Here is a 19518-nt window from a genome sequence, read left to right as displayed (position 1 = left end):
TGGCCGGGTGAAGGCCGACCACTTCGAGCAGCAGAAGCTGCTGGCCCTGGCCGACGAGGACGTCGCGCTCACCCAGCTCGCCCACCGGAAGCGCACGCTGCCGGAGGTCGCCGCCGTGGAGGCCGCGGCTGAGTCCGAGCGCACCTTCGCCGAGGCGGTGGTCCGCGCCGAGACCGAGGTGCGCGACCTCGACCGGGAGCAGAAGCGGCTCGAGGCCGACGTCGACACCGTGCGGCAGCGCGCGGCGCGCGACCAGTCGCGCATCGACTCCGGCGCGGCGACGGCGAAGGAGATCACCTCGCTGCAGTCGGAGCTGCAGTCGCTGGCGCGGCGGCAGTCCGACCTCGAGGACCAGGTGCTCGAGCTCATGGAGCGCCGGGAGACCGCCGACGCCGCGCTGGTGGCCGCGCAGGAGGGCCGGGCCTCCGCCGTCGCCGACCGGGAGCGCGCCGAGCAGCTGCGCGACGACGCCCTCGCCGACGTCGCCGACGCCACCGCCCGGCACGAGGCGACCCGCGCCGAGGTCGCCGGCGGCGTCTCCGACCCGCTGCTGTCGCTGTACGACCGCATCCGCACCCAGACCGGCACCACCGGCGCGGCGGTGCTCAAGGCGCGGCAGTGCCAGGGCTGCCGGATCGAGCTCAACGGCCGCGAGCTCGCCGCCGTCCGCAACGCCGACCCGCACGAGGTCGTGCGCTGCGAGAACTGCGGCCGGATCCTGGTCCGCACCGCCGAGTCCGGGCTGTGAGCGGGCGCCGGCTGGTCGTCGAGGCCGACGGCGGCTCGCGGGGCAACCCGGGCCCGGCCGGCTACGGCGCGCTGGTGCGCGACGCCGTCACCGGGCGGGTGCTCGCCGAGCGCGCCGCCTCGGTGGGCCGGGCGACGAACAACGTCGCCGAGTACGGCGGGCTGGTCGCCGGGCTGCAGGCTGCCCTCGACCTCGACGCGGGCGCCGACGTCGAGGTGCGGATGGACTCCAAGCTCGTCGTCGAGCAGATGTCGGGCCGCTGGAAGGTCAAGCACCCCGACATGCAGAAGCTCGCGCTGCAGGCCCGCGACCTCGCCCGCCAGCTGGGCAGCGTCCGCTACACGTGGGTGCCGCGCGCGCAGAACGGCGCCGCCGACGCGCTGGCCAACAGCGCGATGGACGGGAAGCCGGTGCACCGCGACGCCGCCGCCGAGCCGCGCACCAGGGCCGACGACGTCCAGCCGGCAGCCGTGCGGGCGCCGGCGGTGACCACGGTGACCCACCTCCTGCGGCACGGCCAGACCGAGCACACCCCCGAGCGCCGGTTCAGCGGCCGCAACGACCTGCCGCTGTCCGCGGTCGGCCGGGCGGAGGCCGAGGCGGCCGCCGAGCGCGCCGCGGGGCTGGGCGTGGAGGTCGTCGTCGCCTCGCCGCTGCGCCGCACGCGGGAGACCGCCGAGGTGGTCGCCGCCCGCCTCGGCCTGCCGGTGGCGTTCGACGACGACCTGGTCGAGATGGACTTCGGCGACCTGGAGGGGCTCACCGCCGACGAGGCCCGCGCGCAGCACCCGCTGGCCGCCCGCCGGGTCTTCACCGAGGTCGACGTCCCCGCGCCGAACGGCGAGTCGGTCGCCGACGTCAGCCGCCGGGTGGCCCGGGCGCGGGCGCGCGTGCTGCGCGAGCACCGCGGGCGGACGGTGCTCGTGGTCAGCCACGTCACGCCGATCAAGCTGCTGCTCGCCGCCGGCCTCGACGTCCACGACGCCGTGGTGCACCGGCTGCTCCTGGGCGCGGCGTCGCTGTCGACGGTCGCCTGGTCCAGCGACGGCCGGCACTCCGTCCGGCTGGTGAACGACACCGCCCACCTGCGCTGACCGCCGAGCCCCGTCGAGATCACGTGATCTCGGCCGGACAGGGGCTCCGGGACGTCGAGATCACGTGATCTCGACGGGGGAGGCGACGCCGGCGGGGCGCCGGGACGGTCGTCAACCGGTGAGTTGACGACCGCCCGCCGGTCTCCCCTCCAGGCGGCTCCACCCCGGAGCCGGGAGCGAGGAGGTGTGCCGTGGGCCGGGTGGTGCTGTTCGCGGCGGTGTCGCTGGACGGTTACGTCGGCCGGGACGACGACACGCCCGGCCCGCTGTTCGACTGGTACGGCAACGGCGACGTCGAGATGACCTTCAGCGACCCCGACCGGCCGTTCCGGGTGACCGCGGAGACGGCGGAGTTCCTGACCGGCCTGGCGACGCGGGTGGGCGCCATGGTCTGCGGGCGCCGGCTGTTCGACCTCACCGACGGCTGGGGCGGCGTCCCCCCGAACGGCGAGCACGTCGTCGTGGTCACCCACCGGCCGGCCGACGACTGGCCGCACGCCGGCACCGCGCCCTTCACGTTCGCGCCCGACGTGCCGACCGCGGTCGCGCGGGCGCGGGAGCTGGCCGGCGACCGGGACGTCACGGTGAGCGCCGGCGACGTCGGCGGGCAGGCGCTGCGTGCCGGCCTCGTCGACCGGGTGGTGCTCGCGCTGGTGCCGGTCGTCCTGGGCTCCGGGCGGCCCTGCTTCGGGACCGGCGGCCCGCCGGAGATCGCGTTCGAGGACCCGGTCGTGGTGCAGGGCAGCCGGGTGACCCACCTGGTCTACGACGTCCGGCGCTGACCGGGAAGTGGCCCCGGTGGCCGGCTGTTGCACGATGGGCCACCCGCGCCCAGCCCCCGACGAGGAGCCCCGTGACCGCGACCGCCGTGCCTGCGACCACCGCGCCCACCACCACCGCCGTCCCCGGCGACGAGCGCACCCTCTCGCCCGCCGAGTACGAGAGCTGGGCGGCCGAGGTCCGCCGGCTGGCCGACGAGCGCGGCGCCGTCGTCCTCGCGCACAACTACCAGGTGCCCGAGATCCAAGACGTCGCGCACTTCACCGGGGACTCGCTGCACCTCTCGCGCGTCGCGGCGCAGACCGACGCCCGCGAGATCGTCTTCTGCGGCGTCCACTTCATGGCCGAGACGGCGAAGATCCTCTCGCCGGACAAGACCGTGCTGCTGCCCGACCACGACGCCGGCTGCTCGCTGGCCGACTCGATCACCGCCGAGCAGCTGCGCGAGTGGAAGGCCGAGCACCCCGGCGCCGTCGTCGTCAGCTACGTGAACACCACCGCGGCGGTGAAGGCCGAGACCGACGTCTGCTGCACGTCGTCGAACGCCGCCGACGTCGTCCGGTCGATCCCGGAGGACCGCGAGATCCTGTTCTGCCCCGACCAGTTCCTCGGCGCGCACGTCAAGCGGGTGACCGGGCGGTCGAACGTCCACGTGTGGGCGGGGGAGTGCCACGTGCACGCCGGCATCAGCCCGGCCGACGTCCGCGCGCAGGTCGCCGCGCACCCGGACGCGGAGATCCTGGTGCACCCCGAGTGCGGCTGCACCACCTCGGTGCTCGACCTGGTCAGCCACGGCGACCTGCCGGCCGAGCGCACCCGGGTGCTGTCCACCGGCGGCATGGTCGAGCAGGCCGCGACGACGACGGCCCCGCAGGTGCTGGTGGCCACCGAGGTCGGCATCCTGCACCAGCTGCGGGCGCTCAACAGCGGGACGGCGTTCATCCCGATGAACAGCCGCGCGGCCTGCCGCTACATGAAGATGATCACGCCGGCCAAGCTGCTGCACACGCTGCGCACCGGCGAGGGCGCGGTCGACGTCGACCCGGAGACCGCCACCCGTGCCCGGCGGGCCGTCGAGGCGATGATCGCCATCGGCGAGCCCGGCCGCGGTGGGGAGTGACGGGCCCGGGGGCCTGTCCTCAGCGCAGCACGTCGGCGGAGATGTCGGCGACGATCGCGCGGAACGTGCGGGTGTCCACCTCGTCGTCGGTGGTGACGCGGACGATGTCGGACACCTGCTGCTCGGTCGTGGGCCGCACGGCCGCGGCACGGGCGGCGGCGATGAGGTGGAGCTGTCGGACGCGGGCGGGGTCGTTGCGCATGGCGTGACGCTAGGCACACCCGCCCGCCGATCCCGGGCACGCGGACCCGTGTCCGGCAGCGGGTGGACCCCTCCGTCACACCCGTCCCGCGAGCGCGGTCGCGTCCCGCCGGGTCAGATCCGGGTGAACAGGTAGACCGCGACGACCACGCCGAAGGTCACGATCAGCAACCGCAGCGGCGTCGCGGGGATGCGGGTGGCCACCCGCGCGCCGAGGAACCCGCCCACCAGGCTGGCCGGTGCGGCCACCGCGACGACCGACCAGGCGACCGGCCCGAACAGACCGAACACCACGAGGGTGACCGTCGCCGTCACCGCGGAGAGCGCCGACTTCAGCGCGTTGGCCAGCGGCAGCCGGTGCAGTGCCGTGCCGAGGACGCCGACCAGGATCACGCCGAGCGCGCCGCCGAAGTAGCCGCCGTAGACGGTGGCGAGGAACAGCGCGACGTAGAGCCACCACGGGTCGCGGGCGGCGCCGTCGTCGCGGTCGCGCAGCCGGCGGGTCAGCAGCGGCTGCACCGCGAGCAGCAGGCTGGCCAGCAGCACGAGCACCGGGACGACGACGTCGAAGGCCTCCGAGGGCGTCGTCAGCAGCAGCACGCTGCCCGCGATCCCGCCGAGCACGGACACCACGCCGAGCCGGACCAGCCGGCCGCGCTGGCCCGCGTACTCGCTGCGGAACCCCAGCACGCCGCCCAGGTAGCCGGGCCACTGCGCCACCGAGTTGGTCACGTTGGCCGACACGGTGCCCAGGCCCAGGGCGACCAGGGTGGGGAAGAGGATCAGCGAGCCGCCGCCGGCGATCGAGTTGACCGCTCCGGCGCCCAGGGCCACCGCGGCGGCGATGAGGAGGTCGACGGCGGACACGAGCGGGCAGCCTACGGTGGGCCCGTGCGCCTCCCCGTCCCGGCGACCTGGCTGGCCGCCGCCCTCGGCGGCTCCGGCGTGCTGCACCTGGTGCGGCCGCGGACCTTCGAGTGGCTGGTGCCGCCGGAGCTCGGCGACGCCCGCGCCTGGGTGCTCGGCAGCGGCGTCGCCGAGATCGCCACCGCCGCGCTGCTGACCGCCCCGGCCACCCGGCGCGCGGGCGGCTGGTCGGCGGCGGCGCTGCTCACCGGCTTCGTGCCCGCGCACCTGCACCAGTTCCGGGTGGCGCGCGGGAACCCGGTAGCGCTGGCCGTCGCGGCCGTCCGGCTGCCGCTGCAGGCGCCGATGGTCGCCGCCGCGCTGAAGGTGGCCCGCGGCCGGTGAGCGACGTCGTCCTGGTGCACGGGGCCTGGCACGGCTCGTGGAGCTGGCGCCGGGTGCTGGCGCCGCTGTGGGCGGCCGGGCACCGCGTGGTGACGGTGACGCTCACCGGCCTGGGCGAGCGGGCCCACCAGCTCTCCCCGGCGGTCACGCTGGACACGCACGTCGAGGACGTCGTGACCGCGGTGCGGGCCGAGGAGTGCGCGGGCGCGGTCCTGGTGGGTCACAGCTACGGCGGCGTCGTCGTCACCGGGGCGGCCGACCGGCTGGGCGCGGAGGTCGGCGCGCTGGTGTACGTCGACGGCGTCGTCCCGCTGCCGGGGGAGAGCTGGTCGACCCGCAACCCCCCGGAGGTGCAGGCCGCCCGGCGCGCGGCGATCGCGCGGTCCGGCTCGCTGCCGACGCCGCCGCCCGCGTCGTTCGGGCTCTCCGGCGCCGACGCCGAGTGGGTGGCGCGACGGCAGACGCCCCAGCCCGGCGGGGTCTACGACGACCCGGTGCACTTCGACCTCGACCGCTGGCTGGCCCGGCCGCGCACCTACGTCGACTGCACCAGCCCCGCGCTGGCGACCGTCGCGCCGGCCAAGGAGCTGGTCCGCAGCCAGCCCGGGTGGGAGGTCGTGGAGCTGGCCACCGGCCACGACCCGATGGTCAGCGCGCCGGCGGAGCTGGCCGAGGTGCTGCTGCGGGTCGCCGCCCGCTGACAGACTTCCCAGCCGTGACCGACGAGCCGCCGTTCGAGCCCCTGCCCGACGACTGGCAGCGCGCGCTGGTCGTCGTCGCGCACCCCGACGACGTCGAGTACGGGCCCGCGGCCGCCGTCGCGGTGTGGACCGCGGCCGGCCGCGACGTCCGCTACGTGCTGGCCACCAGCGGGGAGGCCGGCATCGCCGGGCTGCCGCCGGCGGAGGCCGGGCCGCTGCGCGAGGCCGAGCAGCGGCGGGCCGCGGCGGCCGTCGGGGTGTCGGTGGTCGAGTTCCTCGGGCACCCGGACGGGCGGCTGACCGAGGGCCTGGAGCTGCGCCGCTCGCTGGCCGCCGCGATCCGCCGGCACCGCCCGGAGCTGGTGGTCACCATGCACTTCGGCGACACCTGGACGCCGCCCGAGCCGGCCCCCGGCTTCTGGAACAGCGCCGACCACCGGGTGCTGGGCCGGTCGGTGCTCGACGCGGTCGGCGACGCGGCCAACGAGTGGATCCACCCCGAGCTCGCCGACCAGGAGCCCTGGCCGGGCGTGCGGTGGGTCGCCGTCGCCACGCCGGTGGGGGTCACCCACGTCGTCGACGTGGAGGACGGCGTCGAGCGGGCGGTGGCCTCGCTGCGGGAGCACCGGCGCTACCTGGAGGCGCTGTCGGACGACCCGGTCGAGCAGCAGGCCCGGCGGCAGGTGGAGCTGGCGACCGCGCCGTCCCCCCGGTCGGGCGGACGGCGGGTCGCCGGGTTCCGGCTCTACGCCGGCTGACCCGCGGGGGCGTGGCAGGGCCGGCCACGCCCCCGCGCGCCGGTCAGGGGTTGAAGCTGACGTGCACGTGGTCCATGTGGTTGGCCGTGGCCGAGCCGCGGTCCTCCATGGCGTCCCAGCCGGAGCCGCCGATCAGCCAGATCCGCTGCTTCCAGATGACGTAGTCGATGTCCAGCCGCGCCGCGTTGTCGATGACGTACTGGGCGACGGCGTCCCCGGTGGCGGAGTCGCTGCCGACCATGAAGTCGGCGGCGAGCTCCTGGGTGGGGGAGTGCCCGGGCCGGGTGTAGACGGTGGGCACGTCGAAGGCCGCGACCACCTCGGCGACCACCGGGCGCACGTGCGGCGCCCACGCGCTGTAGGCGGTCGAGCTCGGCGTCGGGGCGCCGGAGAGGTCGGTGGACACCGCCGGAGCCGCGGCCGGCGCCGGGGCCGGGGCGGGTGCGGGGGCCGGGGCGGGCGCGGGCGCCGGTGCGGGGGCCGAGGTCGTGGCCTGGTCGCCGCCCCAGCGGTCCCCGCCGCGACCCCAGTGGTCGTCGGCCTGGGCGGCCGACTGGCCGGCGAGGGCGAAGGTGACGGCGAAGGCGCCGACCGCGGCGGTCCGGCGGACGGCACGGCCCCGGAGGGGCTGCTGGCGGTGCTTGGGCATGGTGCGATGAACTCCTGACGAGGGGGGTACGCGGGCGCCGCCGTCTGCTCAGCGGTCGCCTCTGCGGCAGGGCCCGGGTGGCGGGCAGGCCGGATCGCGGCCGGCGAGGTGGGCCCGCCGCGCAGGCGGGTCCCGGGGAGCCGGTCAGGTCCGGTCGAGGGAGGCGGCGACGGCGTGGACACGGGGGTCCGGGTCGCGGCGTCCCGTCCGAGGTGTGCGGGGGCGCGGGGGCCTCGAGGGCGCCCGCGCGGTGGTTCTCCTTCTCCCTGGGCCGCCTACCGGGTCAGCTGACGGGTTCGGGCGGGGATGTGCCCTACCCGCCTCCCGAGCCGGGCTCGGAGGGCGGGACTCACCCCAGTGGTGCGGTGGGTCCCCGGCTCGCAGCCGTGCGGGTGGCTGCGACTCGGCGGCGCCCGGCGGTTCCCCCGGCTGGGGGAGGTGACGACCGGCCGGACGCCGAAAACCTAGAGACGTCATCGAACTGTGACAATGCCAGATCTCCCCGCTCGGCGAGTTCTCCAGTGTCCGTGCGCGCGTCGTCACCCGTACCGGCGTGTCGAACCGGTTCCGCCTCAGGGTGCCGGGCCCCCGGGGCGGCCCGGGCACCTAGACTCGGGACACGACGGACGAGTCGGCTGGGCGGTCGCGTCGGCGGGGGAGACCCCGCCGCCGAGGAACGTCCGGGCTCCACAGGGCAGGGTGGTCGCCAACAGCGACCCGGGGTGACCCGCGGGACAGTGCCACAGAGAACAGACCGCCGGCGGTGCCTCTCCGGAGACACGGCCGGTGAGGGTGAAACGGTGGTGTAAGAGACCACCAGCGCACCGGGTGACCGGTGCGGCTCGGTAAACCCCACCCGGAGCAAGGTCGAGAAGGGACGGCGGGAGACCACCGTCCCGCGCAGGCGTTCGAGGGCTGCCCGCCCGAGCCTGCGGGTGGACCGCTCGAGCCCGCCGGCAACGGCGGGCCTAGATGGATGACCGCCCATCGGGAGGCCGTGAGGCACCCGGGGACAGAACCCGGCGTACAGGCCGACTCGTCCGTCGTAACCCTCTGACCTGCGCTTACAAGGTCAGAGGGGGTGCTGAGTCCGCACGTAGTCCGCAGAGGCACGCATGACCGAGTCGACGGCGGCCCGCGTCCGGTCGTCCGAGTCGGGCCACAGGTGGCTGTAGGTGTCGAGCGTCTCGGCCGCCGACGCGTGGCCCAGCCGTGCCTGGACTGTCTTCACCGACTCCCCGTGCCGGATGAGCAGGCTGGCGTGGAAGTGCCGCAGCGACTGGAAGGTGACCGAGCTGTCCAAGCCGGGGCGCACCGGTGCCCGTGTCCCGGGCGGCGTGAGGTAGGGCGGCTGGTCCGGCGTGGTGGCCAGCTGCTGGTCGATGGTGAGGCGGCGGCGCAGTGTGCCGGACGGCGGTGGTGACCCCGCCGAACCAACGCCGGGCACCGACCTCCCGCGGGAGACGGCGTGCGTGTTCGCGGCCGAGGGCGTCGCGACACCATGCGCGGTAGGTGCCTCGGTGCTGCGGGCGATGCCGCCGACATGATCAGGCGGCGCCTCGCCTCGGGCGTTCCCGGGCCCATCTCGGAGGCTGCGGATCAGTTGGGTGTGCAGGTGCCGTTCTGTCGCACAACGCGGACGGCCCCATTCGCCAAGGTGAAAACGGTGGTGAAGGTGCAGGTCACATCCTGGCCGAAGCACGTGAGCGTGGACTGGCTGCGGTCGGTGACGTGGTAGGCCTGTGTGGCGTCCGGAGTCAGCAGGTAGTTGACGCTGGTGCGGTTGGACGTCGAGTCAGTGCACCCGTCCACCCCTGAATAGGTTGCTGTCCCGTCGTTGTGGTAGTTCAAGGTCATCGTCCCCGACGGTGCCACTGTGAAGTTCTCGGTGGTCGTGCCTCGTGCGCAGAAGGTGGAGCCGTCGCTCTGGGGGAAGCAGTTGTCGTAGTCGAAGCTCGTCGCACCAGAGCTGGCGGGAGCAGCCATCGCCGCGGGCGTGCCTAGGGCGACCAACGCTGTCGTGAAGCTCAGGATTGCAGGCAGTCGAGGGGACCTCATCGGGATGATGCGTCGGCGGATCATGCTGTCCTCCCGGGGACGGTTGAGACTGTTGAACCGTCCTGCCGGTGATGGCTCATCCACGGGGGGCCGGGCACGGATCCGTCGTCATCTCGGCACGCCATGGCGCACAGTGTGCGCCTGTGCACCCTCCTGTACGGGCGTCTCTTCCACTCGGTCAGAGCCCCAGTTCCACTATGTGTGCATACGCGCCAGGGCGTTCTCGCCCGACTTCGGAGGTGCCTCGTAGAGGAGGCGGACGCCGCTCAGTGCACGGCCAGCCGGGCCGCCGCTGAGGGCGCCTGTGCCTCTGCTGGGCCGCGTCCCCGGAGTCCGGCCTGACCGATGACCCTCCCGCGCCGTGCCGGTCCGTACCCCGAGCACCGGCCCACGGGAGGCTGGGGCCGTGCGGCGACTGACCTACGGCATGAACGTGAGCCTGGACGGCTACACCGCCGCGCCCGGTGGCGACCTCGGCTGGGGGGTGTCGAGCGACGAGCTGTTCCAGTGGTGGTCCGACCGCGTGGCGGCGACGGGCACGGCGCTGTACGGGCGCCGGCTGTGGGAGGCGATGGACTCCCACTGGCCCACCACCGACCAGCAGCCGGGTGCCACCCCGGCGCAGGTCGAGTACGCCCGGCGCTGGCGCGACGTGCCGAAGGTGGTGTTCTCCTCCACGATCGGCACGGTCTACGGCAACGCCCGCCTGGTCACCGGGGACGCGGTCGCCGAGATCACCCGGCTCAGGGCCGAGGACGGCGGCCCGATGGACGTCGGCGGCGCCACCCTCGCCGCGGCGGCCGTGCGGGCCGGGCTGGTCGACGAGTACGCGCTCGTCACCCACCCGGTCCTGGTGGGTCGTGGCACGCCGTTCTTCACGGCCCTGGACCACCGGGTGGACCTGACCCTGGTGGAGACCCGGACCTTCCCGGGCGGCGTGCTCCTGACCAGGTACGAGACCAGGCGCTGAGCCCCGCACCGCGGACACGGAACGGTCCCCACCACTGACTAGCGTGCGGCCCGTGCCCATCAAACTGGAGAACGTCGGCATCGCCGTCCACGACCTCGACGCCGCGATCGCCTTCTTCACCGACCTCGGGCTGACCGTCCTCGGCCGGGACACGATCAGCGGGGAGTGGGCCGACACCGCCGTCGGCCTCGACGGCAACCACGCCCACATCGCGGTGCTGCAGACGCCCGACGGGAACGGGCGCCTCGAGCTGTTCGAGTACGTCCACCCCGACGCGATCGAGACGGCACCCACCCGGCCGAACGAGATCGGCATGCACCGCGTCGCCTTCGCGGTCGACGACATCGACGCGGCCCTCGAGATCGCCGCGCGCCACGGCTGCCACCCGCTGCGCGGCGTGGCGACCTACGGCGACGTCTACAAGCTCACCTACCTCCGCGGCCCGAGCGGCATCCTCGTGATGCTCGCCGAGGAACTGCGGAGGTCCTGACGCGGGACCGGTGAGATCGTCCGCGTCGGCCGGTCCCTGCTCCAGTACCGGGTCGGAGCCCAGGAGGACGGATGCGGAAGATCGTCGTGCACATGATGCTGTCCCTGGACGGCTACTTCGAGGGACCGGGCCACGACCTGAGCTGGCACCGCGTCGACGAGGAGCTGCACGCGCACTTCAACGCCGAGCTCGCGACCAGGAGCGCCTTCCTCGAGGGCCGGGTGAGCTACGAGCTCATGGAGGCGTTCTGGCCCGACGCCGACCGGGACCCGGACAACCCGCCGGTCATGCGCGAGTTCGCCGGCATCTGGCGGGCGGTGCCGAAGATCGTCTTCTCCCGCACGCTGCAGGAGGTCGGCCCGAACGCCTCGCTGCGGGCGGAGGTGGACGCCGACGAGATCCGCGCGCTCAAGGAGCAGCCCGGCGGCGACATGACGCTCGGCGGGGTCGACCTGGTGGAGACCTTCCGCCGGCTGGACCTGGTCGACGAGTACCGGCTCTACGTCAACCCGGTCGTCGTCGGCCGCGGTCGGCGGCTGTTCGAGACCGCCGACGAGCCGACCGACCTCGACCTGGTGGAGACCCGGCGGTTCGGCAACGGCGTCGTGCTGCTGCGCTACGACGTCATCCGGTCGTAGCTGCCGACGCCGCGCGCCGCGGCGATGAGTTCCGCCGTCGTCCGCGGTCTGTCCCCCGTCCCCGTCGTCCGCACCCGAGGAGAGGCATGACCGCCACCTACACCTTCGACGTCCTCGCCAGCCTCGACGGCTTCGGCTCCTTCGACGGCGGCGACTGGGGCGGCTACTGGGGCAAGCACGGCCCGGAGTTCCTCGAGCACCGCCTCGCCCAGTACCGCGAGGACCAGCGGATGGTCCTCGGCGCGACCACCTTCCGGGAGTTCCAGCAGATGCTCGGCACGAGCGCGGAGGACTCCCTGGTGGGCGACCCGATCAACGACCGGATGCGCAGCATGCCGACGACGGTCGTCTCCACGACCCTGCAGGCGCCGCTCGACTGGCCCGACGCGACGCTCGTCAGCGGCGACGCCGTCGACGTCGTCGCCCGGCTCAAGGAGGAGTCCGACGTGCCGCTGCGCTCGCACGGCAGCCTGTCGATGAACCGGGCGCTGATGGCCGCCGGCCTGGTCGACCGCGTCCAGCTGACGGTCTTCCCCGTGATCACCGGCCGGACCGGCGTGGACCCGGTCTTCGGCGGCGCCGCCGACTTCGACCTCGAGCTGCTGGAGAGCCGGACCCTCGACGGCCGCACCCTGGAGCTCGTCTACCGTCCCACCCTCCACGGCTGACCGCCCGACCCCTCCCGAGGAGCACGACCGTGACCGACCCGCAGTCCTGGGTGGCGCCGACCTGTGACGGCCTGGCCACCCTGCTCGCCGCCGCGCCCGCCGAGACCTGGGACGCCCCGTCGCTGTGCGCGGACTGGCAGGTCCGGCACGTCGTCGCGCACGTGACCATGCCGGCCCGGCTGACGCCCGAGCAGTTCGGCGCCGAGATGGCGGCGGCCGGCGGCGACTTCACCCGCGTCTCCGACACGGTGGCCGCGCGCGACGCCTCCCTGCCGATCGCCACGCACCTCGACGCGCTGCGCTCCCCGGTGCTGCACGCGTGGCAGCCGCCGGGCGGCGGCGCGGCCGGGGCGCTCAGCCACGCCATCATCCACTCCCTCGACGTCACCGTCGCGCTCGGCCGGCCGCCGGTCGCGCCGGTGGAGGCCGTGGTCGCCGTCCTCGACCACCTCGCCGCCGCCGACGGCGCGTACTTCGGGATCGACCTGACCGGCGTCCGCCTCGAGGCCACCGACACCGACTGGAGCCGGGGCAGCGGCGACGTCGTGCGCGCCGACAGCGGCGCCCTTCTGGCGCTGCTCAGCGGCCGCACCCTGCCCGACGGGCGGTCACTACCCCGCCGCTGAGGCCGGGGTCGACGGGACGACGTCGGCCGGAACCCCCTCGTGACCGGACCGTCACAGACTGGCAGCATGGCCGGGCGTGAGGAGAACCACAGTCCCCGCCGCCGTCCTCGGTCTGCTGCTCGCCGGAGCCGGCCCCGCCCAGGCCGCCCCCGCCGACGGCCCCGTGCCGCCCGGACCCGTCGCGCTGGGCAACCCGGAGTTCACCGCCAACGTCATGGCGCCGCTGAAGGTCACCGACTGGGCGGACTTCGAGGCCGACCTCGACGCGGTGGCCGCCTACGGCGTCGACGCCGTCAGCGTCGACGTGTGGTGGGGCGACGTCGAGGGTGCCGCCGACAACCAGTTCGACTGGACCTACTACGACCGCGTCTTCGACGTCGTCACGTCCAAGGGCCTCGACCTCGCGCCGATCCTGTCCTTCCACCAGTGCGGCGGGAACGTCGGCGACGACTACACCAGCCTGCTGCCGGAGTGGCTGTGGCAGAAGTACGCCGGGCGCAGCTTCCAGGGCGTGCAGCTCGGCGAGTTCGGCCTGCAGCACCGCAGCGAGCAGGGCAACCACAGCCGCGAGAGCGTGCAGGGCTGGGCCGACCAGGTCGTGATGAACGAGTACCGCGACTTCACGCGCGCCTTCGAGGACCGCTACGGCGAGCGCTACGCCGAGGACGTCGTCGAGATCAACGTCTCGCTCGGCCCGTCCGGCGAGCTGCGCTACCCGTCCTACAACCAGCACGACACGGGCACCGGCTACCCGACGCGCGGCGCGCTGCAGTCGTACTCGCCGCTGGCGGTCCGCGACTTCCAGAAGACGACGATCCAGCGCTACGGCTCGCTGGAGGCGGTCAACGCGGCCTGGGGCACCGGGTACACCGCGCAGGACCAGATCACCCCGCCGCAGGACGCCGACGCGTTCTTCAGCAGCCACGCCTACCTCGACACGCAGTACGGCCGCGACTTCGTCGACTGGTACAACGGCTCGCTCGTCGACCACGGCGAGCGGGTGCTGCGCACGGTGATCCGCACCCTGGGCGACGACTTCCCCCAGGCCGACATCGGCTACAAGGTGCCGGGCATCCACTGGTCGATGACCAACCCGGAGCACCCGCGGGCCACCGAGGTGACGACCGGTCTCATCCAGACCAGCGTCGACGTCGACTCCTGGGCCACCGGGCACGGCTACCAGCGGATCGTCGAGCTGGCCAACCGGTTCGACGGCGGCCCGCGCGAGGTGGTCGTGCACTTCACCGCGCTGGAGATGGACGACCAGGACTACGCGCCGCAGTACTCGCTGGCCGAGACGCTGGTGCACTGGTTCGGTGACTACGCCTTCCGTGCCGGCGTCGCGGTCAAGGGCGAGAACGCGCTGGCCGGCGGCCTGTACTCCGACGCGGGCTGGGACAACATCGACGAGGCGTTCGCGGGGTGGGGCTACCTGGGCCTGACCGTGCTGCGGGTCGGTGACGTGTCCGAGGGCGTCGGGGCGCGCCGGTACGCGCAGCTGATCGCGACCTACGGCCCCCAGCGCTGACCGGGCGACGGGGTGGGGCGGCGCGCCGTCCCACCCCGTCGCCCGGGTCCTTCCTCCCGCCGCGGCGGGTGCGCCAGGATCGCCCACCTGCCGCACCGACCCAGGGGAGGGCCGACGTGACCGACGCCGTCCACCACGCCGCCGCGCCGACGACGGGGTACGCCCGGGTCAACGGGCTGCGGGTGTACTTCGAGGTCCACGGCCCCGAGGGGGAGCCGGCCGCCGGTCCCGTGCTGGTGCTGCACGGGGCCTACATGACCGCCGGCGACATGGCGTCCCTGGTGTCCGCGCTGGCGGCCACCCGCCGGGTCGTCGTCCCCGACCTGCAGGGCCACGGCCGGACGGCGGACGTCGACCGCCCGATCACCTACGAGGGCCTGGCCGACGACGCCGCGGCCCTGCTGGACCACCTCGGCATCGACCGCGCCGACGTCATCGGCTACAGCATGGGCGGTGCCGCCGCGCTGCAGGTGGCGGTCCGCCACCCGGAGGTGGTCCGCACCCTGGTGGTGGTCTCGGCGTCGCACGCCAGCGAGGGGATGCACCCCGACCTGCTGGCGATGGTCCCCACCATCACGCCCGAGCTGTTCGCCGGCACGCCCATGGAGGCCACCTACCGCGCGCTCGCCCCGGACCCCGGGCACTTCCCGGTCCTGGTCGAGAAGCTCAAGACCCTGGACGCGACGCCCTTCTCGTGGACCGAGGACGTCCGGCGGATCGCCGCGCCCACCCTGGTCGTCGCCGGGGACGCCGACGCCGTCCGCGCCGAGCACGCGGTGGAGCTCTTCCACCTGCTCGGCGGAGGCGCGATGGGCGACCTCTCCGGGTTGTCGCGGGCGCGGCTGGCGATCCTGCCCGGGACGACGCACTTCGTGCCGGAGGGCTGCGGGGTGCTCGACCGCCTCGACTGGCTGCTGCCGATGGTCCTGGACCTCCTCGACGCGCCACCCGGGTAGGCGCGCCGGCACGGGGCGTGACGCTGCGTCCGCGGCACGCCCGACCGGCCGGCGGGACGGTCGCGTCCGACCGGCCGGGGGACGGGCCGCCCTAGCGTCGCGGCACCGACCACGGCAGGGGGACGCTGTGCCCGGATCGACGGGAGAACACCGGCTGCAGGAGCGCCTCGGCACCACCGTGCGCGCCCGAGCCTTCTACGACCACCAGGTGCTCGACCACCTCAACGACCGCATGCGCGCGTTCGTCGAGGAACGGGACATGGTCTTCGTCGCCACCGCGGACGCCGGCGGCGAGGCCGACTGCACCTTCCGCGCCGGGCCGCCCGGCTTCGTCTGCGTGCTCGACGAGCGCACCCTGCTGCTGCCGGAGTACCGCGGCAACGGGGTCATGGCCAGCCTCGGCAACATCACCGAGAACGGCCACGTCGGCCTGCTGTTCGTCGACTTCTGCGGGTCCGGGGTCGGGCTGCACGTCAACGGCCGGGCCGCGGTGGTCGAGTCGGCCGCGCTGCGCGCCCGCCCCGGACTGCCACCGCAGGTCCTCGACGCCCTCGCCGTCGAGGGGGGACGGCGGGTCGAGCGCTGGGTGCACGTCGACGTCGTCGAGGCCTACATCCACTGCGCCAAGCACGTCCCGCGCATGCTCCGGCTGGCGGACGCGCCGCAGGACTGGGGGACCGACGACCCCGTGCGCAAGGGTGGCGACCACTTCCGCGCCAAGCACGAGCCGCGTCCCTGGACCGGGGCCGCCGCGGCGCCCTGAGCCGGTCACTCCACCGACTCGACCCGGCCGAGCCGGACCTCCTCGATGTCCAGGCGCGCCTGCACCTGGCGCAGCACGGTGTCGTCGATCCGCCGCTCGTCGCGCAGCCGCAGCACCGTGGCCCGCTTGTGCGCCAGGACGGCGAGGCGCAGGGCGGTGTGGTCGCGGTCCCGGCGCAGGGCCGCGGCGTCGTCGTCGCCGTCCCCGTCGGCGTGCAGGACCCGCAGGTGGTCCTCGTACTCGGCGACCGTGCGGTCGAGGACGGCGGGGTCGGTCCCCAGGTCGGCGGCCAGCCGGGGGAGCGCGGCCAGCGCCTCCTCGGCGGCGGTCACCTCGGCCAGGTGGCGCTCCTCGTCGACCGAGGTGTCGCGCGGCAGCCGCGCCCAGCGCACCACCCGCGGCAGCAGCAGCGCCTGTCCGAGGGTCACCACGATGACGCCGGTGACGACGAAGACGATGAGGTCGCGGCCCGGGAAGGGCTCCCCGGTGGCCAGCGTCTCCGGGACCGCCAGCGCCGCGGCCAGCGACACGGCGCCACGGAAGCCGGCGACCGCGCTGACCACCCGCGCCCGCGCACCGACCCGGCGCAGCCGCTGCTGCGGACGGCGGTCGAGCACCCGGATGACGTACGGCGTGGTGAACAGCCAGGCGAACCGCGCGCCGATGACCACCGCGGAGACGACGGCGACGGCGACCAGCCCGCGGGTCACGTCGACGCTGGTCAGCCCGCGCACGGCCGCCTGCACCTCCAGGCCGACCAGCACGAACAGCGCGCCGTTGAGCAGGAAGGTCGACAGCGCCCAGAACGGCAGGGTCTGCTGGCGGGTGCCGGGGTGGGCGATCCGCGGGCCGGCCTGGCTCAGGATCAGCCCGCAGACGACGACGGCGAGCACGCCGGAGGCGGTGACCAGCTCGGCGAGCAGGTAGGCGGTGAACGGGACGAGCAGGATGGCCACGCTCTCCAGCAGCGGGTCGTCGAGGCGGCGCCGGACGGCGAGCGCGGCCAGCGCGGTGAGCACGCCGACCACGGCGCCGCCGCCGTAGGAGAGCAGGAACAGCCCGGCGACGTGCGGGGTGGTGAAGCTGTCCTCGCCGACGGTGGTGCCCACGGCCAGCCCGTAGACGACGAGGGCGGTGCCGTCGTTGACCAGGCTCTCGGCGCGCAGCGTGGTGACCGTCCGGCGCGGCAGGGCGCGGGCGAGCACGCCGACCGCGGTCGCGTCGGTGGGCGCCAGGGCCGCGCCGAGCACCCAGGCCGGCCCCCACGGCATCCCGAGGGCGTGCGCGGCCGCCGCCACCGCCGCGGCCGTGGCGATGACCAGCAGCGTGCTCAGCAGCACGATGGCGCGCAGGTTGCTGCGGATCTCCCGGAGCGACGTGGTCAGGCTCTCCCAGAACAGCAGCGCCGGCAGGAAGATCAGCAGCATCGCCTCCGGCGGCAGGTGCACCTGGCGCAGCGCCGGGACGAAGCCGAGCAGCGCGCCGCACAGCAGCAGGAGCACCGGGGCGGGGACGCCGAGCCGCCGCGCGCCCACGCCGCAGAGGAACACCGCGGCGCCGAGCACCACGACCAGTTCGAGACCGAGCAGATCGTGCATCCGACCCTCCTGTCCGGCGGCGACCGTGCCGGGTCAGTCTCCGCGCCGGGTGTGACCCGGCGGGAGTCAGCGGGTCGCTGAGCCGTCGTCCGTGGGCTGCGGTCCGGTCACCCGACGGGGGTGTGCCACCGTCCGCGGCGGGGTCGTGCCGCCCGGGCCGGCCGCAGGATGCCTGCCGTGACCGACGAGGACCGGCAGCCGGAGACCCGCATGGAGCGGGCGGTCCGGCAGGAGCACGAGCTTCGGCGGCAGAACGCGGCGCGCATCCTCGCCGAGCCGTTCGGGTCGTTCCTGGTCAAGCAGCTCGCGTGGGGTGCGCTGGGGTTCGCGCTGGGCGTGGTGCTCGCGAACCTGACGTGGGCGGTCGTGAACTTCGTCGTGTTCGCCGGCGTGGGCCTGGCCGGCCGGGCCTACCTCCAGCACCGGTACGGGCGGGGCGAGGACCGCGCAGACAGCTGATCGTCGGCCGCGTCCGCGCGGCTCCCACCTGCGGTTTCGCTCGTCCACAGGGGTTGAGCGGCGCTGTTTTCGAACGTATGATCGAAGTCGTGACGACGGCGGCCTCGGTGCAGGATGCGCCCCTTACTGCGCCTGCGGTCGGGTGGGCGTCGGGTCCGCTGCGTGCGGCGCAGGCTGCCGGCCGGGAGATCGCCCGCCACACCGCCCGCCGCGCCCGCGCGGTCGCTGCGTTCGCTGCCACCCGCCTCGCGACGACGGATCGGGCGCAGGGGGAGCGCGGGGCGATGGCGGCCGACCGGTGGGCGGCCCGCGCTGAGGTGCTGCGGCCGGTGAGTGAGTGGGCCACCACCGAGCTGGCGGTGGCGCTGGACCTCACCGCCCAGGCCGCCGAGGCGGAGCTGGAGCGGTCGCTGATCCTGGTGCAGCGGCTGCCGGCGGTGCTCGACGCACTCGAGGCCGGGGTGCTGCATCCCGGGCACCTGTGGTGCCTGCTCGAGCACGTCGCCCCCATCTCTGACCACGCCCTCCGCGCCCGCGTGGAGCGGGAGCTGCTGACCTGGCTGGCCGCCCGCCGCGGCGTCACCACGCCGGCGCAGCTGGGGGAGCGGGTGCGCCGGGTGGTGGCGCGGGCCAATGCGCGCGACGCCGCTAGCGACCTCGCGCGGGCGCTGCGCCGGCGGGGGATCAGCGTGCGGCCGGAGCGGACGGTCGGGTTGTCGGCGGTGACGGTGGTGTGCGCCACCCCGGAGGCCCAGGCCCTGGTCCGGGCGCTGGCCGCCTGTGTCGCGGCCCTGCCCGCCGACCCCGCCGACACCCGCAGCCGCGGGGAGAAGACGGTCGACTGCCTGCTGGATCTGGTGTTGCGGCCGGGGGAGTGCGAGTTGCCGCCGGTGCAGGTGCTGCTGACGGTGGTGGCCTCGGTGTCCACGCTGCTGGGCGGGGACGCGCCGGGAGAGGTGGATGGGCAGGTGGTGCCGGCGGAGCTGGCCCGCCAGCTCGCCCGTGCCTTCGCCGGCCTGGCCCCCGTCACCACCGACGACCCGGCCGACGCCCCGGCCGACGTCGACGCGACGACCGGCCACGGCTCTCTGGTCCCCGGCCTCGTGGCCGAGGCGATCGACAGTGAGGGTGGGCCGGTGGAGCGGGCCGCCGCCGACCTGAGCGCCGAGGACTTCGACCGCTGGCTCGACGACCTGGTGCGCGAGGCGTTCGGCGACGATCCGCCACCGGATCCCGCGACCGCCGATCCCGGTTGGGACGCCGCACCACCGGGCGGCCAGGACGACACCGCCCCCGAGGACCTCCTGGACCCCGACCCCGACCGCGAGTTCCACCAGGCCAGCCCGACCGACGGCCTCCCCGGCTGCGCAGGCAAGGAGACTTCCGCCGGCTGGGGCTGGTGGGCGGCGGCCGATCGCGCCGTCGACGAGGCCGGCACCGCACTGCTCGACCTCGAACGCGC

General features: G+C 74.8%; 23 protein-coding genes, 1 other RNA gene and 1 riboswitch. Of the genes, 18 read left to right on the top strand and 6 right to left on the bottom strand.

Going from position 1 to position 19518, the window contains the following annotated elements; translation table 11 throughout:
• The first annotated feature begins 7 nt into the window (after positions 1 to 7).
• The 4 genes from BLQ97_RS13500 to nadA all read left to right on the top strand — a co-directional run bounded on the left by BLQ97_RS13500 (position 8) and on the right by nadA (position 3742).
• Positions 8 to 748: a zinc ribbon domain-containing protein gene (locus BLQ97_RS13500; protein WP_091366537.1), complete on the top strand. Its 741-nt coding sequence runs from the start codon at positions 8 to 10 to the stop codon at positions 746 to 748.
• On the top strand, positions 745 to 1842 hold the full coding sequence (locus tag BLQ97_RS13495) for a bifunctional RNase H/acid phosphatase (protein WP_091366535.1): 1098 nt from the start codon (positions 745 to 747) through the stop codon (positions 1840 to 1842). The genes BLQ97_RS13500 and BLQ97_RS13495 overlap by 4 nt, the downstream gene beginning before the upstream one ends.
• Before the next feature lie 191 nt (positions 1843 to 2033).
• The gene (locus BLQ97_RS13490) at positions 2034 to 2624 is read left to right on the top strand and encodes a dihydrofolate reductase family protein (protein WP_091366533.1); all 591 of its coding nucleotides are present in this window, start codon (positions 2034 to 2036) and stop codon (positions 2622 to 2624) included.
• Between the two features lie 71 nt (positions 2625 to 2695).
• Positions 2696 to 3742 carry a quinolinate synthase NadA gene (gene nadA / locus BLQ97_RS13485; RefSeq protein WP_245692166.1) on the top strand — a complete coding sequence of 349 codons (1047 nt, stop codon included), beginning with the start codon at positions 2696 to 2698 and terminating at the stop codon, positions 3740 to 3742.
• Between the two features lie 19 nt (positions 3743 to 3761).
• On the opposite strand, the gene BLQ97_RS13480 is transcribed toward nadA, so the two are convergent.
• Together BLQ97_RS13480 and BLQ97_RS13475 are read right to left on the bottom strand one after the other, a co-directional pair.
• On the bottom strand, positions 3762 to 3944 hold the full coding sequence (locus tag BLQ97_RS13480) for a hypothetical protein (protein WP_091366531.1): 183 nt from the start codon (positions 3942 to 3944) through the stop codon (positions 3762 to 3764).
• A gap of 113 nt (positions 3945 to 4057) precedes the next feature.
• Positions 4058 to 4810: a sulfite exporter TauE/SafE family protein gene (locus BLQ97_RS13475; RefSeq protein WP_091366530.1), complete on the bottom strand. Its 753-nt coding sequence runs from the start codon at positions 4808 to 4810 to the stop codon at positions 4058 to 4060.
• Positions 4811 to 4834: 24 nt separating this feature from the next.
• Between BLQ97_RS13475 and BLQ97_RS13470 the strand changes: the two genes are divergently transcribed.
• From BLQ97_RS13470 to BLQ97_RS13460, 3 genes are read left to right on the top strand one after another with little or no spacing between them, the layout of a single operon-like run.
• On the top strand, positions 4835 to 5194 hold the full coding sequence (locus BLQ97_RS13470) for a DoxX family protein (RefSeq protein ID WP_245692164.1): 360 nt from the start codon (positions 4835 to 4837) through the stop codon (positions 5192 to 5194).
• Positions 5191 to 5895: an alpha/beta fold hydrolase gene (locus BLQ97_RS13465; RefSeq protein WP_091366528.1), complete on the top strand. Its 705-nt coding sequence runs from the start codon at positions 5191 to 5193 to the stop codon at positions 5893 to 5895. Before BLQ97_RS13470 ends, BLQ97_RS13465 begins: the two co-directional genes overlap by 4 nt.
• 14 nt (positions 5896 to 5909) lie before the next feature.
• The gene (locus tag BLQ97_RS13460) at positions 5910 to 6653 is read left to right on the top strand and encodes a PIG-L deacetylase family protein (protein WP_091366526.1); all 744 of its coding nucleotides are present in this window, start codon (positions 5910 to 5912) and stop codon (positions 6651 to 6653) included.
• A gap of 43 nt (positions 6654 to 6696) precedes the next feature.
• Here the strand turns inward: BLQ97_RS13460 and BLQ97_RS23370 are convergent, their stop codons facing one another.
• Complete coding sequence (locus tag BLQ97_RS23370; RefSeq protein WP_175471735.1) at positions 6697 to 7302, bottom strand: VldE C-terminal domain-containing protein; 606 nt, start codon at positions 7300 to 7302, stop codon at positions 6697 to 6699.
• A 257-nt stretch (positions 7303 to 7559) separates the two neighbouring features.
• A riboswitch (cyclic di-AMP (ydaO/yuaA leader) is annotated at positions 7560 to 7707 on the bottom strand.
• Positions 7708 to 7929: 222 nt separating this feature from the next.
• Between BLQ97_RS23370 and rnpB the strand changes: the two genes are divergently transcribed.
• Positions 7930 to 8345: RNase P RNA component class A (gene rnpB, locus BLQ97_RS13445), an RNA gene on the top strand.
• A gap of 29 nt (positions 8346 to 8374) precedes the next feature.
• On the opposite strand, the gene BLQ97_RS23930 is transcribed toward rnpB, so the two are convergent.
• Both BLQ97_RS23930 and BLQ97_RS13435 read right to left on the bottom strand, forming a co-directional pair.
• Entirely contained in the window at positions 8375 to 8749 is a 375-nt protein-coding gene (locus tag BLQ97_RS23930) for a tyrosine-type recombinase/integrase (protein ID WP_245692162.1), read from the bottom strand.
• A 152-nt stretch (positions 8750 to 8901) separates the two neighbouring features.
• Entirely contained in the window at positions 8902 to 9384 is a 483-nt protein-coding gene (locus BLQ97_RS13435; protein ID WP_091366522.1) for a hypothetical protein, read from the bottom strand.
• Positions 9385 to 9766: 382 nt separating this feature from the next.
• Between BLQ97_RS13435 and BLQ97_RS13430 the strand changes: the two genes are divergently transcribed.
• The 8 genes from BLQ97_RS13430 to BLQ97_RS13395 all read left to right on the top strand — a co-directional run bounded on the left by BLQ97_RS13430 (position 9767) and on the right by BLQ97_RS13395 (position 15999).
• Positions 9767 to 10330, top strand: a complete 564-nt coding sequence (locus BLQ97_RS13430) for a dihydrofolate reductase family protein (RefSeq protein ID WP_091366520.1) — start codon at positions 9767 to 9769, stop codon at positions 10328 to 10330.
• 52 nt (positions 10331 to 10382) lie between these two features.
• Positions 10383 to 10820, top strand: coding sequence for a VOC family protein (locus BLQ97_RS13425; protein WP_091366936.1), 438 nt, complete (start codon positions 10383 to 10385; stop codon positions 10818 to 10820).
• Positions 10821 to 10891: 71 nt separating this feature from the next.
• A complete protein-coding gene (locus BLQ97_RS13420) occupies positions 10892 to 11458 on the top strand; it encodes a dihydrofolate reductase family protein (protein ID WP_091366518.1) in 567 nt (188 codons plus the stop codon).
• Positions 11459 to 11544: 86 nt separating this feature from the next.
• On the top strand, positions 11545 to 12126 hold the full coding sequence (locus BLQ97_RS13415) for a dihydrofolate reductase family protein (RefSeq protein ID WP_091366516.1): 582 nt from the start codon (positions 11545 to 11547) through the stop codon (positions 12124 to 12126).
• A 29-nt stretch (positions 12127 to 12155) separates the two neighbouring features.
• A complete protein-coding gene (locus BLQ97_RS13410) occupies positions 12156 to 12752 on the top strand; it encodes a maleylpyruvate isomerase family mycothiol-dependent enzyme (protein ID WP_091366514.1) in 597 nt (198 codons plus the stop codon).
• Between the two features lie 76 nt (positions 12753 to 12828).
• A complete protein-coding gene (locus BLQ97_RS13405) occupies positions 12829 to 14280 on the top strand; it encodes a family 14 glycosylhydrolase (protein ID WP_091366512.1) in 1452 nt (483 codons plus the stop codon).
• A gap of 116 nt (positions 14281 to 14396) precedes the next feature.
• A complete protein-coding gene (locus tag BLQ97_RS13400; RefSeq protein ID WP_091366511.1) occupies positions 14397 to 15236 on the top strand; it encodes an alpha/beta fold hydrolase in 840 nt (279 codons plus the stop codon).
• Between the two features lie 127 nt (positions 15237 to 15363).
• On the top strand, positions 15364 to 15999 hold the full coding sequence (locus BLQ97_RS13395; RefSeq protein WP_091366509.1) for a pyridoxamine 5'-phosphate oxidase family protein: 636 nt from the start codon (positions 15364 to 15366) through the stop codon (positions 15997 to 15999).
• Between the two features lie 5 nt (positions 16000 to 16004).
• On the opposite strand, the gene BLQ97_RS13390 is transcribed toward BLQ97_RS13395, so the two are convergent.
• Positions 16005 to 17597 carry a Na+/H+ antiporter gene (locus BLQ97_RS13390; protein ID WP_217637188.1) on the bottom strand — a complete coding sequence of 531 codons (1593 nt, stop codon included), beginning with the start codon at positions 17595 to 17597 and terminating at the stop codon, positions 16005 to 16007.
• A gap of 177 nt (positions 17598 to 17774) precedes the next feature.
• Here BLQ97_RS13390 and BLQ97_RS13385 point away from each other — a divergent pair, with 177 nt between their 5' ends.
• Positions 17775 to 18056, top strand: a complete 282-nt coding sequence (locus tag BLQ97_RS13385; RefSeq protein WP_091366507.1) for a hypothetical protein — start codon at positions 17775 to 17777, stop codon at positions 18054 to 18056.
• A 284-nt stretch (positions 18057 to 18340) separates the two neighbouring features.
• A partial coding sequence (locus BLQ97_RS13380) for a DUF222 domain-containing protein (RefSeq protein WP_245692161.1) occupies positions 18341 to 19518 on the top strand: 1178 nt, incomplete at its 3' end.

The organism is Geodermatophilus telluris (genome assembly GCF_900102745.1).
Lineage (GTDB): Bacteria > Actinomycetota > Actinomycetes > Mycobacteriales > Geodermatophilaceae > Geodermatophilus > Geodermatophilus telluris.
The sequence above is the reverse complement of the archived record's forward strand: the minus strand, read 5'-3'. Positions and strand labels throughout refer to the sequence as shown.

Coding starts and splice junctions, on each gene's coding strand:
- BLQ97_RS13480 (WP_091366531.1), bottom strand. CDS start 3,944: ATGCGCAACGACCCCGCCCGCGTCCGACAGCTCCACCTCATCGCCGCC.
- BLQ97_RS23370 (WP_175471735.1), bottom strand. CDS start 7,302: ATGCCCAAGCACCGCCAGCAGCCCCTCCGGGGCCGTGCCGTCCGCCGG.
- BLQ97_RS13435 (WP_091366522.1), bottom strand. CDS start 9,384: ATGATCCGCCGACGCATCATCCCGATGAGGTCCCCTCGACTGCCTGCA.
- BLQ97_RS13420 (WP_091366518.1), top strand. CDS start 10,892: ATGCGGAAGATCGTCGTGCACATGATGCTGTCCCTGGACGGCTACTTC.
- BLQ97_RS13415 (WP_091366516.1), top strand. CDS start 11,545: ATGACCGCCACCTACACCTTCGACGTCCTCGCCAGCCTCGACGGCTTC.
- BLQ97_RS13390 (WP_217637188.1), bottom strand. CDS start 17,597: ATGCACGATCTGCTCGGTCTCGAACTGGTCGTGGTGCTCGGCGCCGCG.